Source organism: Bacillus sp. T-10(2022) (genome assembly GCF_056502895.1).
Map to the genome: position 1 here is coordinate 4,931,842 of NZ_CP113518.1, position 16,344 is coordinate 4,948,185.

The window sequence follows — 16,344 nt, forward strand, 5'->3', positions numbered from 1 at the left end:
TTTGGAATGAAACTGCTCCAAACCTCCATTTTTATACAATGTTTGTTCAACCGAGTTTTTCACGCTTTTCTTCTTCATGTTCCTTTTTTACGAGGGACATGCCGCTCGCTTGGTATTTGAGGATCTTTTGAATGACCGTGCCAAGATGTGCCCCAGCTTCAACCGGGGGAATCCCTCCTTTATGAATGTTTGAAATGACCATCCTCTCCGCTTCAATGGTGCCCAAACGTGGTTTATAGCAAATGTAAGCGCTCAATGATTCAGCACTTACCAGACCAGGCCGTTCACCGATCAGCAGGACAATGACCTCAGGTCCAAGGATTTCACCGATATCATCCATCACGGCAACCCGTCCCTTTTCAATATAAAAAGGTGTACCCGTATCCAGACCTGCCACCACCAAAGATTGTTTGAAAGATAAATAGACGTCCTCCGCATTTTCTTCGATCGCCTTGGCACTTAAGCCATCGGAAATGATGATTTGAACTGTTGGGGCCTTTATGCATTTGGCCTCTATCGCCCGCTTTGCTTCATCCGAAAGCTTCCTGCCATAATCCGGACGCCGTAAATAGACTTCCTTATCATCTGCCTTCGTTTTCACCTTGAATAAATTCAAGCGCTTCAAAAGAATATCACTGACTTCACCATATACAGCATCGACGGCCGCCGCATGGTCAAAACGGAATTTCAGCCAAGAATCCGTTTTCGGCCGGGTCCCTGACCTGCCTACACCTATCCGCGCAGGGGTTTTCGCTATCAAGGCATCCAAATCTTCCTTATTATTCATTCCCATATCATCCACTCCTAATGGTTAAATATAGTTGGATCACCAGCACGCTTCGTTAATTTTCCGTTCTCCATAATCTCCATCTTCTCCAGCCAAGCTTCATATAATGGGGCAGGCCGCTTATCCATCGTTTGCCTCAAAGTCGCTATATCGTGGTAACTCAAAGACTGATAGTTTAACATGCAGTCATCCCCCATCGGAGTTGCGATGATGAAATTCACACCAGCCGCCGTTAAAAGTACACCCAAATCCTCGATATCATTTTGATCCGCCTTCATATGATTCGTATAGCAAATATCCACACCCATCGGCAGTCCATGCATTTTTCCCATGAAATGATCTTCTAACCCGGCTCGGATGACCTGCTTGCTGTTATATAGATATTCAGGACCAATGAATCCGACGACCGTATTGACAATGTACGGATCAAAATAGCGGGCAAATCCATAGTTCCTGGCTTCGAGCGTCACCTGATCGATTCCGAAATGCGCTTCAGCCGATAACTCGGAGCCTTGCCCCGTTTCAAAATAAAGATGCTGCGGGCCTGTGCCGGTCCCATAGGCCTTGGCGATCTCATTAGCTTCTTCGAGCAATTGTACGTTAATTCCAAAAGAGCGATTGGCCGTTTCCGTTCCGGCTATGCTTTGAAAGATCATATCAGCAGGCGCCCCCTGCTGTACGGCCTTCATTTGTGTGGTCACATGCGCAAGCACACAATTTTGGGTCGGGATGTTCCACTTCTGGATGACATCCTGTGTCGCATGAAGCAGCCGCTTTACGCTTTCAACCGAATCATCGACAGGGTTGATTCCAATGAGTGCATCCCCGATTCCATAGGAGAGGCCTTCTTTTAAAGATGCCAGCATGCCATCCACATTGTCAGTCGGGTGGTTAGGCTGAAGGCGCGAAGCAAGCGTTCCTTTGTATCCGATCGTGCTATTATTCTTGGTGAGCACTTCGATTTTATTGGCTGCATGAATAAGGTCGAGGTTCGACATTAACTTGGCTGCCGCAGCAATCATCTCACTATTCAATCCCCTGCTTAATCGCATTAAATCTTCCCCGGTCGTTTCGTCACTCAAAATATATTCACGCAGCTCGGCAACGCTCCAATTCTTCACAGATTGATAGATGGTTCCATTGATGAGACCATCTATGATCCGCGAAACCTCATCCTCTTCCGGGGAGAGCAAGGGATAGTTCCTAATGTCCGCCAAAGTCAATTCGCTAAGCACCGCTTTCGCCGCAATCCGTTCTTGGACAGAATCTGCTGCAATTCCCGCAAGCCTATCTCCTGATTTCTCTTCATTCGCTTTGGCCAGGACTTCTTTCAACGATTTGAATTGATGGATTTCCCCAAAGTATTGAGTGGATAATTTCATTTCGTATAATCCTCCTTTTCCTAACTGTGAAAGGTTAGCGTTTTTACTACAACCGGGACGACCCCTGTCCGCAGCAGCCTTCCTATATCCAAATAATCACCATGTTCGACTTCTGTCTGATCAATGCAGATGACCGGCAGATCCGGTTGGTTCGCTAGAATGGTTTGACCAAGTGCCTTCCCATAATCACTATCCATGACAATGATCAGAGGCTGCCGCCAATTCGGTTTTTGCTTCAGTGCCTCGGTAAAAGCGACTGCGAGCCGGTGAATGTCCCGAAATGATTGATAAGGTAAATTCGTTAAATAAAAAGCAAAATTCAGCCCCTCCTGCAAGGCGTCGTATATTGTGATCGCATCCTTAACAGCTTGTGCCATTTTCGCTGTTACATCCTCAAGCACGCCATGAAAATCGACCCGATAGACTGGGATATTACGAACTGGCAGATGAGAATCATTCACCTCGATGGTTGCTCCGCTGATTTCGGTTGTATGTGCGCCTGCTCCAAGTACAGTCGCCCGAACCGTTTCAACGGGCTGTTCCCACTCCCAGGCAGCCAGTTCTTCATTTCCCTTAATATAGGCCGCAAGCATCATGCCGATATCCCGGAAGCTTTTGTCCTCCCGTTCTTCATGATAGATGCAATCACTGACACCGCCCGAGAACATCAACACATCGATTCGTCCTGTCCAAGATGGCTCCCTCCCCACTAATAGAAGTTCATCTTCTTTTGTGAATGAACCAGCCAAAAACCTCGATAGCACCCTAGTCATTTCATTTGCGATGATTGCCCCATCACCATTCAAAGGAGAATACCCCTTTGATTTCAGCCATTTCCCTATTGAAGGAGCAACCTTCACCTTTGCTCCCTCCCACTCCACCAAACGGCCTCCTATATGCAGTGTGCAAGTTCCGCAAAGCATGCCAGAACGGTATACGGCGATATTCGCCGTTCCCCCGCCAATGTCTATGTTCGCTACAGTCTTTCTTGTCTTGATGGAATGTTGATAGGCGCCAGATCCCTTGGCGGCAATGATTCCCTCCAAATCCGGACCGGCTGCCGCTACAAGGAATTCTCCCGCCGCTTTAGATAACCGGTATACCATTTCTTCTGCATTTTGTTTGGTTGCCGTTTCCCCAGTGATGATGACAGCCCCTGTTTGTATGCTTTCGATCGTGATTCCTGCTTTTTGGTATTCACTTTCCACCATTCTTTGAACAGCAGGTATATCAATTACCGTCTCGGATAAAAGCGGGGTCCTGAAAATGGGACTTCGATACAGAATTTCCTTATCGGTAATTTCGATTTTTGGCACCTGTCCGCCACCCGCCACATTCCTAAGCGAAAGCTCGCTGATAACAAGTTTCGTCGTACTGGTGCCAATATCAATTCCTGCACTGATGATTCGTTCCACCTTTTCATTCATTAAAATCACACCCCAGTTTTATACCACTTGGATTTCATTGCTGTTTTCTTCCTCGTTTTTCGTTTTATATTCATTTATGCCGATAACTCCTGCTGCACGATCCTTTTCTTCTAATTCCAAAGCTTTCGGAACGGACAGCCAGTAAGCAAGACCGATTCCAATCGCTCCGGCAGATAGCTTTCCGACAATGATCGGTAATATTAAAGAGGGCTGAAAGTTGGCTGTGAATGATAAATGATCGCCTAATAGGAAGGCCGCACACACAGCGAAGGAAATGTTTATGACCTTATCCTTCGGCGGCATTTCTTTAACAAGCTTGAACATTGCTAATATATTTGCTACCGTGGCTAATATCCCTGCACTCCCAGCTTTGCTCAACCCAATTTTCCCGCCCATCGCTTCCAATGGCTTGCCTGCATATTTTTGAATCAGGTAAATCATTGGAAATGCACCTGCCAGCATTATCCCGATATACCCCGCCGTTTCCAGGGCACGGAACTGGTCTGCCTTATCAGCCATGATCGGATGGAAACCCCAAGCACCAAATACATTGGAAAACAGTCCGGTAAAAATTTCCACGATTGAAAACACGAGTACAAGTTTAATTGCGGCATCCAATATTTTTCCAAACCACATGAAACCTTTGATCATCAAATCCGGCAGGAAATAAAGACCTAAAGCGAGCAAGACTACAAAAATAAGAAGAGGAGAAAGATTCAGGGCAATTTTCAAATAGCTCAACGCGAATTCGTATGTAGAATCCGCATTTGTGGAAATCACTTCACGGATTTTCGAATTCGTTGCCACCACCAGCACGCTTGAGATAAAAGCGCCAATCGGAATCGTCAGGATTCCTGACATGACACCAAGTGCCATGTATTTATGATCACGTTTCTCCAGCATCGCAAGCCCCATTGGAATCGAGAATACAATCGTTGCCCCAGACATAAAGCCGACAATCATCGCCATGATCCAGCCTTCATATGATTCCTTCAGCTCGGCCGCTAATTGGTAACCCCCCATATCCGTCGCCAAAATCGTTGTTGCGGCGAGGGCTGGATCTGCACCGATCGCAGCGAAAACCGGGCCGCATACTGTATTGATGAACCATGATAAATAAGGGATCGAGGCCATGATTCCAGCTGCCGGAATAAATATATGGCCAACGGTATGCAAACCTTCCATGAACTGTTTCCCCAAGCCTTGCTCACTGTCTTTAATCGATGCAATAGCACCGACAACAGCACACACCATAATGATGTAAATAACGATTTTACCTACCATCTCCATACATATTCCCCCTGAATTCCGATTTGATTTGGCCTATCGACTTTAAAAAAGGGTATAAAAAAGACGCCTCTTATAGCCCAAACTTAGGTTTTTCGGCAGAAAAGCCTACAACCAATTTGGTCCATCAAAGCGCCATTGCTTCATCTATTTACTTGTTTTTGATCATTTGCAATGATTCGACGTGCCACCGTCTCCATGGAAAGCTGCTTATCCATACTAAGCCTTCTCAGCTTATTGTAAGCGATTTCTTCTGTTACATTCTTCCTTTTCATGATAATACCTTTTGCCTTTTCAATGACTTTACGATTTGTGAGCGTTTCATCTAATTGAGCATTTCGTTCCTGATACTTCTTTGTATTGGCAGCTTGCAGCAATGCTATCTCCACTGCCGGAATCAAATTCGCCTCCGTAATTGGCTTAACAAGATATCCGACGATATTCGCGCGCTTCGCCTCGTCGATATATTCACGCTGGCTGAATGCAGTTAAAAGCAGGACCGGAATCTGAAAGGTATTGGATATCACATCGCTAGCCTTAAGCCCATTCATTTTAGGCATTTTAATATCCATCAAAACGAGATCCGGCTGTAGTGCATGTGCCATTTCAATTGCCTTCTCGCCATTACGGGCATGTCCAACCACATCGAAGCCTGCATCCTTGAGCATGATCGTTATATCAAGCAGAACAATCGATTCATCCTCCACGACCAAAATCCTCTTGACCACTTCTCCCACCTACCTCTTGTATGGAAATCTTACAGAAGCCAGGGTACCTTCTTTAATCCGATGAATCAAAAACTCCCCATCCAAATCGTTTTCCACCGTCATACGGATGATATCCAGCCCCAAAGAGGGTTTCATTGCAGGTGAATACCCAATGCCATCATCTCTTACTTGAATTTCCAATTCAGGACCATCCTTATGAAAGCATACGGTAATCTTCCCTTCCGACCCTTCCTTGAAAGCATGCTTCACACAATTATGGATGAGCTCATTCACCACCAGCGCGACAGATATGCCAATGTCGGAATCAATGGAATGAAACTCACCACCACTATATTCGATGCTTAGGCTTTGACGGGTATGATCCTCCGTATGAACAATCATATCGCCTATTTTCCTAATAAGCTCCAGCAGATCCACATGGTCGACATGACTGCTTGCCAAAATGATTTCGTAAACCGACGAGATGCTTAACACCCGGTTCAGACTGACCAATAAATGGGGCTTGATTTCTTCAGGGGCCCCTATCCTCATTTGCAGCCGAAGTAAACTGGCCACTGTCTGCAAATTATTCTTCACCCTATGATGAATTTCACGAATGGCTACTGATTTGCTGATCAGCTCTCTCTCTTTATCCCGCAGTTCAGTCAGGTCACGGATGATGATGAACGTTTCATTGGAATTCTTGTTGCCCAAATGGAATTTCTTTATTTGGAAAATCTTTTTACCAATGTTCATTTCCTTCATTAAAATGTCCTCTTTTGAAGCAAGAACATCGGCAAAGTCAGGAAAATATTCGAAAATCGATTCACCTAAGACACATTCCTTCATGCATATTTCCGATACTAAATTAATGGCAGAAGGATTCGTATAGACAAGTCGATTTTGATTATTAATCAGGAAAATGGACTCCTCGATAAATTCAGGAACCAAGGAATTTTGTTGATCTTGCCTATCAAACTGATTTGACGTTTCAGGTTCTTCATGAATCACCTTTTCCATGATTAAAACGGCGATGACCCGATCGCATTCCCCCTTGATTGGAACGACACTTTGCTGGACCATTGCCCCCTCTTGAGTCAATGCCCGATTCACGAACATGTCCTTTCCGGTGCGCAATACATAAAATACGGCCGGTTCAAAAGCCTTATAGGCAAATTTCCCGACAACCGGATGATCATAAACCGATTTCACGGAATGTCCGCATGCCTCTGCCACGACAATGGCATGCTTCCCTTCACGCACCGGACAATCAATAAACACATTCGCTTTATTCAAATTAGCTATCAATGATAAATTCGTTGATAGGTTTTCAAGAATTTGAATATCACTGTCCAGTAAATGAGTATGCAATTCACATAAATCTCGGACAGTCATTGTCCGTTCCATAGGCAAAACCCCAATAAACGTTTATTCATGGATATTATTATTGATTATTATAGATACCGACCCTATTTTTGTCAATATTCAAAATATTCTAATGTAATGTATTCTAACATAGATAACGATATTTAAAACGATTGATCCACATTCTTATCAACTCACTTGTAGAGCAAAGTTACCATTTTAAGTCCATATATGACCACCGTTACTTTTTGCATACTCATGAATTCCACCTCTTCTGGTTATAGTAAAAAAGAAAATAACGGAGGAGGTACATTCCATGAAAAGTTCAAAGGAGTTTGTTGAAAGCATTCAAGAGCAGCAAAAAAAGGAAGAAGGCAATATGCGCCGTCAAGGCAATGGGAATCCCGCTCAGAAATTACCGAATAAAAAACATTAATGAAGCCCTTCTTTAAAATATCCCAGCCTTAAATTTCAGGCTGGGATCCCTTTACTCCGATGCACTTTTTTTCTTCTTCATCTCTTCGATTTCTTTAGAAAATGTTTCTTCTATCTCTTTTTTATTTCCATATAAAAAGAGGTTATCCCCTAATTTAATTTTATACTCATATAACTCTTTCCTGATCTTCACTTCTCCGCTTTCAATAAATAAAATATTGATGTCGGCTCCATCTGAAATGACATCAAATGCTTTGACATCGATGAATTCGGAATCCTCATAAATATCGATCTCCATGACGACGTCTTCCTCTTCTAAAAATAGGACCTCCTCTATCGGGTGTTCCCATAATTCATAATGATTGTACATTTCACTTTTCATCTTATTCGATAATCTATTATTCAGGAATGGAGCTTTCACTAAAACCACCAGGACCACCAGTATCCCTATAATGATGCTTAACTCCATCAAGCGGAGATCATCTGTAAGCAATGTACTAATCGATGAAATGATGACAGCAAGTGAGAAAGCACCAAATAAAATCAAGAACATGCTTATTTTCCTTCGAACGGGATGATCAATAATCGATTTTGACTCGTCAGTTGTAAAACCAGTACCCGTCAGCATGGAGATAACCTGAAATCTTGCCACTGTACTTTTTAATCCAGTCAATTTCATCAAGGTGACCGATATTTCAATAACAAGAATAATGATTATAAGATAAAGCAACATAAAAAGTAAATTCATCAAAACGATCACTTCCTCATTTATGGTTTACCCTAATACGCCAAAAGAAATCGCATTCGTTGTTTTTCATGTCTCCACCAATATATTCACTTAATGCAAATAACTGGCATTAAAACAAAAAACACAGTAAGATCTCATTGAATCTTACTGTGTTTTATTCTTTATTCTAATCAGGATACCTTTTTCCGTTCTAATCTTGCTTTTCGCGGGAAACTTGATTTCTCAAATGGTCTTCAGCAGCAGCTTTTTTAATAACGGTGTAAATTGCTCTGGCAATTCAGCTACGCTTGGAATCATTAGGCGTTCTTTTCCATAGATGTTTTTCATCGTCATTTCTTCACTTTCATCGATGCCTCCATCGGCTAAAAACAGGCCGATGACTTCTATGCCTTTTTTCCTGGCTTCCGAAACAGCAAGATGTGTATCGACAATGCCATTTTGATCATAATCGGCAGCTGCCGGCTCACCATCGGAAAATACGAGCAAGAAACGGTTTTTTTCGCGTCTTTTTTCCAATTCCATTGCGGCAACCCTGATACTGTATCCGTCCCGGTTGTCTTCCTCAGGTTCAAGCTGCATGATTTTAGCTCCTGAGTTTAGATAAAGAGAATCGGAATGGGATTGGATCACATGGAAGTAGTTTGGCTGATATCCTTCTCTCACTTCATTTGCATCTTCCCAAAATCCCACGATCGAGTGGGGGATCTTTAATTTCTTCAGTACTTCATGAAACAGGACCACTCCTCGTTTCGTTTCATCCATCTTGTTATGCATGGAAGCCGAGCAATCGATAAGCAATGTGAATACGGCATCCATTTCATTTGAATCCTGGTTCTTTTTATAAAAAACCCGAGGATTCTCTTCAAATACAAGCGGCAGTAATTTTTTAGATAAACGGCCAAAAACCAAATCTTTTCTTGGTGCGTTCTTTTTATTTTCCAGTGTTTTTTCAATTGTACTGGAGAGTTTTCTCTTAAACGGTTCGATATCCGCAACAAACTCACGGTAGCGTCTCTCTTCCGTTATTGTTGGAATTTTTGCTTCCTTGATTACCTGAACGACGTCTTTATTTTCTTCACCAAATGGATGTTCACCACTTTTGCCCATATTGGTTTGTTTCTTCTCCAGCGTTTCCTGCTGATTGTATTCCTTTTGTTGACTTTCCCCTGATGAACCCTGGATCGAAGCCAGTGCTTGGTCGGCATCTTCCGCTTCCCGGGCACCGCCGCCCATCATACTTGTTTTCGTTCCCTGCTCCAATTCAAATTGAAGAAATGTCGAATTGCTCTCGCCGTTCTTATTCTCCCGGTGCCAAGTCGAGAATTTCTCATCAATGAACTCACTTTTTTCTTCGTCTGCCTCTTCTGTATCATCGTTCAACAGTTCATCATTTCTAGTCAGTTCATCAAATAAGGTATTTGCCTTATACTTTTCCACCTTTGCAATGGGGAAGATGAAATACTCATTCATCGTATCCTCGTATCCATCGTTGACACGGAAAACGATTTGCTCGCAAATCCTCGTGATATCACTGGTTTTAGTGGCTTCAAAGACGGAATGGATGAACGGTTTGAGTTTCTCCAGTTCTTCAAGCTGCCTTACATTGGCTCTTGGAAAAATCGGATCCGGCCTGTCAGATTGAAGCAGTAAATATATGAGGCAGTATAATTCATCCAGTGCAAAACTTCTTGTGACATTCGTCGCCAATTGGCTTTCGAAATATTGTTTAAGGTAAGCCCCCCTTACCGAAAACCATTTTTTCGTGCCTGGTCTTTCTTTCTTCACCAATTCTTCCAATCGCAAATCTTCCAGCAAAGCGAATAATTGGGCTGCAAACTTCGGAAGTGAACTTTCCCCGATGCTGTCCTGGTACTCCTTCATGCTCCGGATTGTGGTATGATGCAGCGTGCCTATCGTTCGAAGAAGCACGTCCGTTTTCAGCCCCGCTTCCTTCACTTCCTTATTGCCATTTTCCCAAAAATGGCTGGCAGTGACCTTATTCTCGATCAGATCAATGAAGGATCCATAATTGTATTCGAATTCCAGCTCAGGAATGCCGGATAAAACAGTCGAAAGATCCTGAAGCTGTAAAAAAAGTGCCGTATCTATTATTGAATCATTGAACCTGATATACTTCATGAGGCATTCTCCTAGTTAGAATAATGTGTCAGCCAAGTTCTTCACGAACTCACGCTCCCGTTCCTCGTCCAACTTATCCACAATGGAACGAAGAATCGCCCGTTTCGGCGGGATCAACACACTTAGATCGCAAGCATCAAGCAAAGCCCTAATTGACGCCGCATCTTCAGCCACCTTCCCTTGATTCACGGCATTTATCAAATCACTCGACAGTTTAACGAACAAATCAATACTTCTTGGGTCCTTCAACTTTGTATTGGTTTCTATCAATTGCTTTAACTGCTCTCCTTCAATATAAGGAACTTCAATGACGACAAACCTATTTTTTAGCGCTTCGTTCAGCGGCACTGTCCCGACATACCCTTCGTTGATTGCAGCAATCACATTAAAGCCTTCTTTTGCTGTTATGACTTCATTCGTGAAGGGATTCGTTATCGTCCTTCTGTAATCAAGCACACCATTGATAAGCGGCAGAGTTTCCGGTTTTGCCATGTTGATTTCATCTATATATAGGAAGTGACCGTGATTCATCGAATTGGTCACTGGTCCAGGTACGAATTCTATCACTTGTTTTTCCTCTTTGTAAGCCAGCGTCTTGAAGCCCAATAAGCTTTCGGCATCCAAGTCGACTGAGCAGTTGACGCTGAACATCGGCTGATTGAATAAGTTCGATAAAGTCTCGGCAAACTTTGTCTTTCCAGCCCCTGTCGGACCCTTCAAAAGGATATTCTTCCCCATACTCAAGGCCGTGATGGCATCCACCATCAACTCCATCTCGGGAGGCAGATATCCGCCGCTCCTGATCAATTCCTCAAATTGAGCAGGATTCTTTTTGCTTGTTTGTAAAATATTCGCTATTTCTTTTGGTAATCGATTGATCATTATGTTCCTACACCCCTTTCTGAACATTTTAAGGCTCTTTCCCATTAAAAACAAACACTAAGAAAAGGAGCTGTCATCAAGACAGCTCCTTTCAAGATTCGATGTTAGAGAATGATACCCCTTAATAGGCTTCCTTAGGGTCACCTTTCAATAGGTATACCATATAGCCCAATACACCGCCAATGATGGCGGGAATCACCCACCCTATCCCTACACTATATAGTGGAAGGTATTGAGTGAAAAGGTCAGAAACGGCATCCAGTTTAATGCCTGATGCCACTATTCCATCCATTATGCTGATGATGGCCGTTAATAATAAGCTTCCTAAATATACCTCCGATTTCCCTTTGAATAAGGAATGGAAGAACGTAAGAACAATCAAAACGATCGCCACGGGATAAAGCGCCGTTAACACAGGCACTGTAATGGAAATCAGCTTGGTCAAACCTACATTGGCAACAGCCGCACTGAAAACGGAGAAGATGACGACATATGATTTATACGATACGGCAGGCAGTATTTTATTGAAATACGTAGCACAAGCCGTTATCAAACCGATGCTTGTCGTCAGGCAAGCAGCGATCACAATCAACCCTAACAACACGGCACCAGCCGGTCCAAAAAAATGATTCGAGGCTTGGGCCAAAACGTCTCCGCCATTACCCAGTTGACCGAGTTTTTCCACACTTGTTGCCCCGACATAAGTTATAGACGCATAAACGATCACCAACAAGGTGGCAGCTATTAAGCCGGCTTTCATACAGAAGCCTAACACTTCTTTTCTTGATGTTATCCCTCTATCTTTGATCGCGTTGATGACGATGATCCCAAATGCAAATCCGGCCAGCGTATCCATAGTCAAATATCCTTCTTGAAATCCCTTGAAGAAAGAATTATCTGAATAATCTGCCGTTGGTGACTGGATTTCACCCATTGGGTTAATGATGGCGACCACAATGAGAATCCCGATGAAGATCAATAATAAAGGTGTTAATATTTTTCCGACGATATCGAGCATTTTTGATGGATTGATGGATAATAAACAGGCAATTCCAAAGTATATGATTGTGAAGATCAGCAATGGTAAAAAACCGACATCATTAGATAGGAAAGGTTTAATCCCTATTTCGTAGGACACACTCCCCGTTCTCGGAAGCGCGAAAAGCGGTCCTAAAGATAAATAAAGAACGACTGTGAAAATGATGCCGAATAACGGGTGAGCCCTGCTTGCAAGCGATTGGACATCATTTTTCCCCGAAAAACCAAAAGCCAATATTGTAATGAATGGCAATCCAACACCAGTAATGATGAACCCTAAACTGGCCGACCATAAATTGGTCCCGGCGGATTGACCGAGCATCGCAGGGAAAATTAAGTTTCCTGCACCAAAAAATAAAGCAAAAAGCATTAATCCTGTTACAATGACAAAAGACAGCGGTGCTTTTTGTGACATATAGAGCCCTCCATTGTTTTGTGATTATCTTAACGAAGAAAAGAGTTGTCCATCAATTTCCGGTAAAAAAAGTGACATGAACTTCGAACGATTCTACTTATCTGTTAAAATGGACCTTCATGAAACTATGAATCATCCATAACTCTCCTAACTATAAAATCCGGCGGAACGTTTGTCAAAGCTATTTCATTCATTATTCGGAAAAATCTTTCTTTTCTTACTTCTTTTTAAGAAAACGAGAGAGGCATTTAGATTCAACAGAAAAGTTGAGTAAAAAGTACTGCAATTTATTTTGCAGGAAAAATGTTTTAATATTCAGATATCTATCTAAACTATACAAAAAACAAAGAAACAGGAGGAGTAAACATGAATACTGAAAAAGAAAAAATGGTAAGCGGGAAACCTTACATGGCCGCTGATCCGGAATTAATCAGAGATAGGGAAAATGCCAGAAAGTTGACCCGGTTATACAATCAGACAACGGAAAGCGAAGGAGATGAACGGACTGCACTGCTGAAACGGCTTTTAGGTTCCACTGGGCTAAATGTATATATTGAACCCACTTTCCGTTGTGACTATGGATACAACATTTCTGTCGGGGAAAACTTTTATGCTAATTTTGATTGTGTCATTTTGGATGTTTGTGAAGTGAAAATTGGCAGGGACTGCATGTTGGCTCCCGGAGTGCATATCTATACCGCCACACATCCACTGGATCCCTTTGAACGCAGTTCTGGAGTGGAATACGGAAAACCGGTTACGATAGGGGATCATGTATGGATTGGCGGAAGGGCCATCATCAATCCTGGAGTTACAATAGGGAGTCATTCCGTCGTCGCCTCAGGAGCGGTCGTAACAAAGGATGTTCCTGAAGGCGTTGTTGTCGGCGGAAACCCAGCTAAGGTCATCAAGCATATTGAAGGAATTAAATAAGCAGAGCCCACTTGAGTGGCTCTGCCCCTTGTTTTTCGTTAAATTTTCCTCAATGCTTCCGCGATTGCAGTATCGCCAGAGATTAAATCAAATGAACGCTTATAGGTATTTTCTTCGTTCAATGAAGCAAAAATCGTTCGAGCCACATCTTCACGGGTAATCGAACCTCTTTCCAATTCCTCGGCGGCGGTCACTTTGCCCGTTCCCGGTTCATTCACCAGACCGCCAGGCCGAATGATCGTATAATTTAAATCGCTTTGTAACAATGCCCTATCCGCATAGTGCTTGGCCACATAATACGGTTTGATGGCCTCATTCCAGTTATCGCGATTATTGGCCTGAAAAGCACTCACCATGATGAATCGGTCGATTCCCAAGTTTTCTGCCGCTTCAATCGTTTTAACTGCACCATCCAGATCAATCAACAGCGTTTGATCAGCACCGGTGCTCCCTCCTGATCCTGCTGTGAATACGATGGCATCACAGCCTTTTGCCGCATTCGCAATCTCATCCACAGATCCAGTTAAACTGACGACTGCAGATTCAATTCCATTTTTCTCTAAAGACTTACTTTGTTCTTCTTTGCGAACCATTGCCCGTACACTATGTTCCGGGCTATCTTTTAATAAATCCACAAGATGTTTACCGATCTGCCCATTTGCCCCAACTACGAATACTTTCATAAAGTCAGCTCCCATAATGGTTAGTTTGGTTTCCATTCAAATTATTTCATGGACTCAGAACATTATCAAACAATCAGCCCGGCGATTCTGCTTTAACATTGGAAAAAGTTTGGCAACCACTCTTATATATTTTATAATAAGAACAATAAGTGTTCTTCAGAAACACAAAGGGGAGGTGTAAAGATGGCAATAAGAATGTTAATGCCACCTTCTGCAGCGTCTCATGCAAAGCCTAGTATTGGAGGCGATACTTTGCATGGGGTTGAATTAAGCTAAATTTAATCGCCCGCCTTATCATTTCTAATATTCGGCTTTGCACCTTATTTCATTCTTAATAAAGAATAAGGGGCTGGCAGAAATGAAATATGTAAAAGCGACGGCCGTTTTACCTGAAAAGCTGATCGTTGAAATTCAAAAATATGTGCAAGGTGAAACCATATATATCCCTAAACCTGAAACGTCCCATCACAAATGGGGAACCCGATCGGGATCAAGGGAATTGATCGATGACAGAAATGCCTCTATAAAATATGCATTCAAACACGGGCATACCATCCATCAATTAGCCGAGGAACATTTTCTCTCCGCGGAAACCATCAAGAAAATCGTTTATTCTAAATAGGATTGCATGGGTAGCACTGATAATGATATCAGTGCTATTCGTATGCCGAGTATGTTTCTTACTCGTTTTCTCCCTTTTAAAGCAGATCCGATTTCTGTAAAGTAAAGAGAAACGGTATACTGTGAAAAGTATCGAGCAACAGAAACAGGAGTGAAGAAAATGGAACCTTTTATCAGGAGCGAGCAGTATAACTTCATAAAATCCCAAACACAGATTCTCATAAATGGACACGCGACTGCCAACGATAAGGATGTGATCAACACCCTGAAAACAGTCGCCAAAGAAAGAGTATTAAGCTTATTCAGTGACTTGAACGAAGAGCAAAAACAACTGCTGGATCCAGTAGATACCATCAAGGATCCCGCACAAGCCGAAGCCTTTCTCTTACAGGTAAAACCATTTGTGATTCCATTTAAAGAAGTAGCCGAAAAAACGATAAAAAAATTATTTCCTAAAGCAAAGAAATTAAAAACCCCTTTGTTGGAAAACATCGATTTGAGAGAGATTTCATACCTGGGATGGGATGATGTGGGATCCGGAAAGAAATTCATCATTGCACCCCATCATAATAAACTCACCGGATTACATGGAACCATTAAACCTGCCAACAAAAAAGGGATCTGTGCCATATGCAGCCGTTTTGAAGAAGTAGGGATGTTCATGTCTGAAACAAAAGGAACCATCCAAGGGACATTCATTAAAAAAGGGAATTATATTTGTCTGGACAGTATGAAATGCAACCAGAACATAACCACTTTGGATAAAATGACCGATCTGATTGAACGGCTGAAATAATACGGAAAAGCAATCCTTCAAAAGCGAAGGATTGCTTTTTGTTCTTGTTAAAAAATTCTCATTTTGTCTTGCTTATAGAATTCAAGTATAATTGAAGCGATACATGAAAGAAGGATTGATATATTGAAAAGCAAAATGAATCAGTTGTTTGAAGACCAAAAAAATGTTCATGTGCTATATTCCTATACTGAAATGGAAAATTACATTAAACAAGTTTTAGGTTATATCCAAGATGGCATCGCAGCGGGAGATTATGTCATTCTTGTTGAAAATGACCGTATTTACTCCATTATTCATAAAGAACTAAGCACTCGGTTAACGAACGATCAAATGGAGCTCCTTCACTTTGTGAACAACTTCGATTTCTATTGCTCAAGCGGCAGTTATCATCCTCCTGCAATCGAAGAATATTTTAATAAAATGGTACAGCCCTATGTGGAAAATAAAATCTCTTTCCGATCATGGGCACATGTGGAATGGGCAACCCTGGAAGAGCCGCTGCACATCATAGAGGAATTTGAAAGAACAGTAGATGAAGCTGTAAATCAGCTTTCTTTCCCATTAATTTGTGCGTACAAAAGTGAGAGAATGCCAGACTATCTCAAAACCATATTGCTGGAAACACATCCTTATATCCTAAAAGACGATGATATCATCATCTGTGAACAATACTTGCCATCTAGCTTGTAATAATACACA

Annotated in this window: 15 protein-coding genes and 1 pseudogene; 5 read left to right on the forward strand and 11 right to left on the reverse strand. The window is 42.4% G+C overall.

Annotation, left to right across the window (positions count from 1 at the left end; all coding sequences use genetic code 11):
- Nucleotides 1-46 precede the first annotated feature (46 nt).
- The 6 genes and pseudogenes from eutC to OSJ91_RS24395 all read right to left on the reverse strand — a co-directional run.
- A pseudogene (gene eutC / locus OSJ91_RS24370) lies at nucleotides 47-772 on the reverse strand (ethanolamine ammonia-lyase subunit EutC); the annotation flags it as partial.
- A gap of 32 nt (nucleotides 773-804) precedes the next feature.
- Nucleotides 805-2,169, reverse strand: coding sequence for an ethanolamine ammonia-lyase subunit EutB (locus OSJ91_RS24375; RefSeq protein WP_485890612.1), 1,365 nt, complete (start codon nucleotides 2,167-2,169; stop codon nucleotides 805-807).
- Between the two features lie 20 nt (nucleotides 2,170-2,189).
- Entirely contained in the window at nucleotides 2,190-3,596 is a 1,407-nt protein-coding gene (locus OSJ91_RS24380; protein WP_350300320.1) for an ethanolamine ammonia-lyase reactivating factor EutA, read from the reverse strand.
- Between the two features lie 18 nt (nucleotides 3,597-3,614).
- Entirely contained in the window at nucleotides 3,615-4,886 is a 1,272-nt protein-coding gene (gene eutH / locus OSJ91_RS24385) for an ethanolamine utilization protein EutH (protein ID WP_350300321.1), read from the reverse strand.
- Between the two features lie 140 nt (nucleotides 4,887-5,026).
- Entirely contained in the window at nucleotides 5,027-5,611 is a 585-nt protein-coding gene (locus OSJ91_RS24390; RefSeq protein ID WP_350300322.1) for an ANTAR domain-containing response regulator, read from the reverse strand.
- 9 nt (nucleotides 5,612-5,620) lie between these two features.
- A complete protein-coding gene (locus OSJ91_RS24395) occupies nucleotides 5,621-6,997 on the reverse strand; it encodes a sensor histidine kinase (protein WP_485890613.1) in 1,377 nt (458 codons plus the stop codon).
- Between the two features lie 274 nt (nucleotides 6,998-7,271).
- On the opposite strand from OSJ91_RS24395, the gene OSJ91_RS24400 reads away from it, so the two are divergent.
- Nucleotides 7,272-7,391 (forward strand): DUF4023 family protein, encoded by a 120-nt coding sequence (locus OSJ91_RS24400; protein WP_048686276.1) that lies wholly within the window; start codon nucleotides 7,272-7,274, stop codon nucleotides 7,389-7,391.
- Nucleotides 7,392-7,442: 51 nt separating this feature from the next.
- Here OSJ91_RS24400 and OSJ91_RS24405 read toward each other — a convergent pair whose 3' ends face one another.
- The 4 genes from OSJ91_RS24405 to brnQ form a co-directional block, all read right to left on the reverse strand.
- On the reverse strand, nucleotides 7,443-8,138 hold the full coding sequence (locus OSJ91_RS24405; protein WP_350302962.1) for a hypothetical protein: 696 nt from the start codon (nucleotides 8,136-8,138) through the stop codon (nucleotides 7,443-7,445).
- 222 nt (nucleotides 8,139-8,360) lie between these two features.
- Nucleotides 8,361-10,277, reverse strand: a complete 1,917-nt coding sequence (locus tag OSJ91_RS24410) for a vWA domain-containing protein (protein WP_485890614.1) — start codon at nucleotides 10,275-10,277, stop codon at nucleotides 8,361-8,363.
- A 15-nt stretch (nucleotides 10,278-10,292) separates the two neighbouring features.
- Nucleotides 10,293-11,159, reverse strand: coding sequence for an ATP-binding protein (locus tag OSJ91_RS24415; protein ID WP_350300325.1), 867 nt, complete (start codon nucleotides 11,157-11,159; stop codon nucleotides 10,293-10,295).
- A gap of 121 nt (nucleotides 11,160-11,280) precedes the next feature.
- Nucleotides 11,281-12,612 carry a branched-chain amino acid transport system II carrier protein gene (gene brnQ / locus OSJ91_RS24420; protein WP_350300326.1) on the reverse strand — a complete coding sequence of 444 codons (1,332 nt, stop codon included), beginning with the start codon at nucleotides 12,610-12,612 and terminating at the stop codon, nucleotides 11,281-11,283.
- Nucleotides 12,613-12,978: 366 nt separating this feature from the next.
- On the opposite strand from brnQ, the gene OSJ91_RS24425 reads away from it, so the two are divergent.
- Nucleotides 12,979-13,545 (forward strand): sugar O-acetyltransferase, encoded by a 567-nt coding sequence (locus OSJ91_RS24425; RefSeq protein WP_350300327.1) that lies wholly within the window; start codon nucleotides 12,979-12,981, stop codon nucleotides 13,543-13,545.
- Nucleotides 13,546-13,583: 38 nt separating this feature from the next.
- Here the strand turns inward: OSJ91_RS24425 and OSJ91_RS24430 are convergent, their stop codons facing one another.
- Nucleotides 13,584-14,228, reverse strand: a complete 645-nt coding sequence (locus OSJ91_RS24430) for an SDR family oxidoreductase (RefSeq protein ID WP_350300328.1) — start codon at nucleotides 14,226-14,228, stop codon at nucleotides 13,584-13,586.
- A gap of 358 nt (nucleotides 14,229-14,586) precedes the next feature.
- Here OSJ91_RS24430 and OSJ91_RS24435 point away from each other — a divergent pair, with 358 nt between their 5' ends.
- The 3 genes from OSJ91_RS24435 (at nucleotide 14,587) to OSJ91_RS24445 (ending at nucleotide 16,335) form a co-directional block, all read left to right on the forward strand.
- Nucleotides 14,587-14,850 (forward strand): CD3324 family protein, encoded by a 264-nt coding sequence (locus tag OSJ91_RS24435; RefSeq protein ID WP_350300329.1) that lies wholly within the window; start codon nucleotides 14,587-14,589, stop codon nucleotides 14,848-14,850.
- A gap of 159 nt (nucleotides 14,851-15,009) precedes the next feature.
- Nucleotides 15,010-15,645, forward strand: a complete 636-nt coding sequence (locus OSJ91_RS24440; protein WP_350300330.1) for a FusB/FusC family EF-G-binding protein — start codon at nucleotides 15,010-15,012, stop codon at nucleotides 15,643-15,645.
- A gap of 123 nt (nucleotides 15,646-15,768) precedes the next feature.
- Nucleotides 15,769-16,335 carry an MEDS domain-containing protein gene (locus OSJ91_RS24445; RefSeq protein WP_485890615.1) on the forward strand — a complete coding sequence of 189 codons (567 nt, stop codon included), beginning with the start codon at nucleotides 15,769-15,771 and terminating at the stop codon, nucleotides 16,333-16,335.
- Nucleotides 16,336-16,344: the final 9 nt, after the last annotated feature.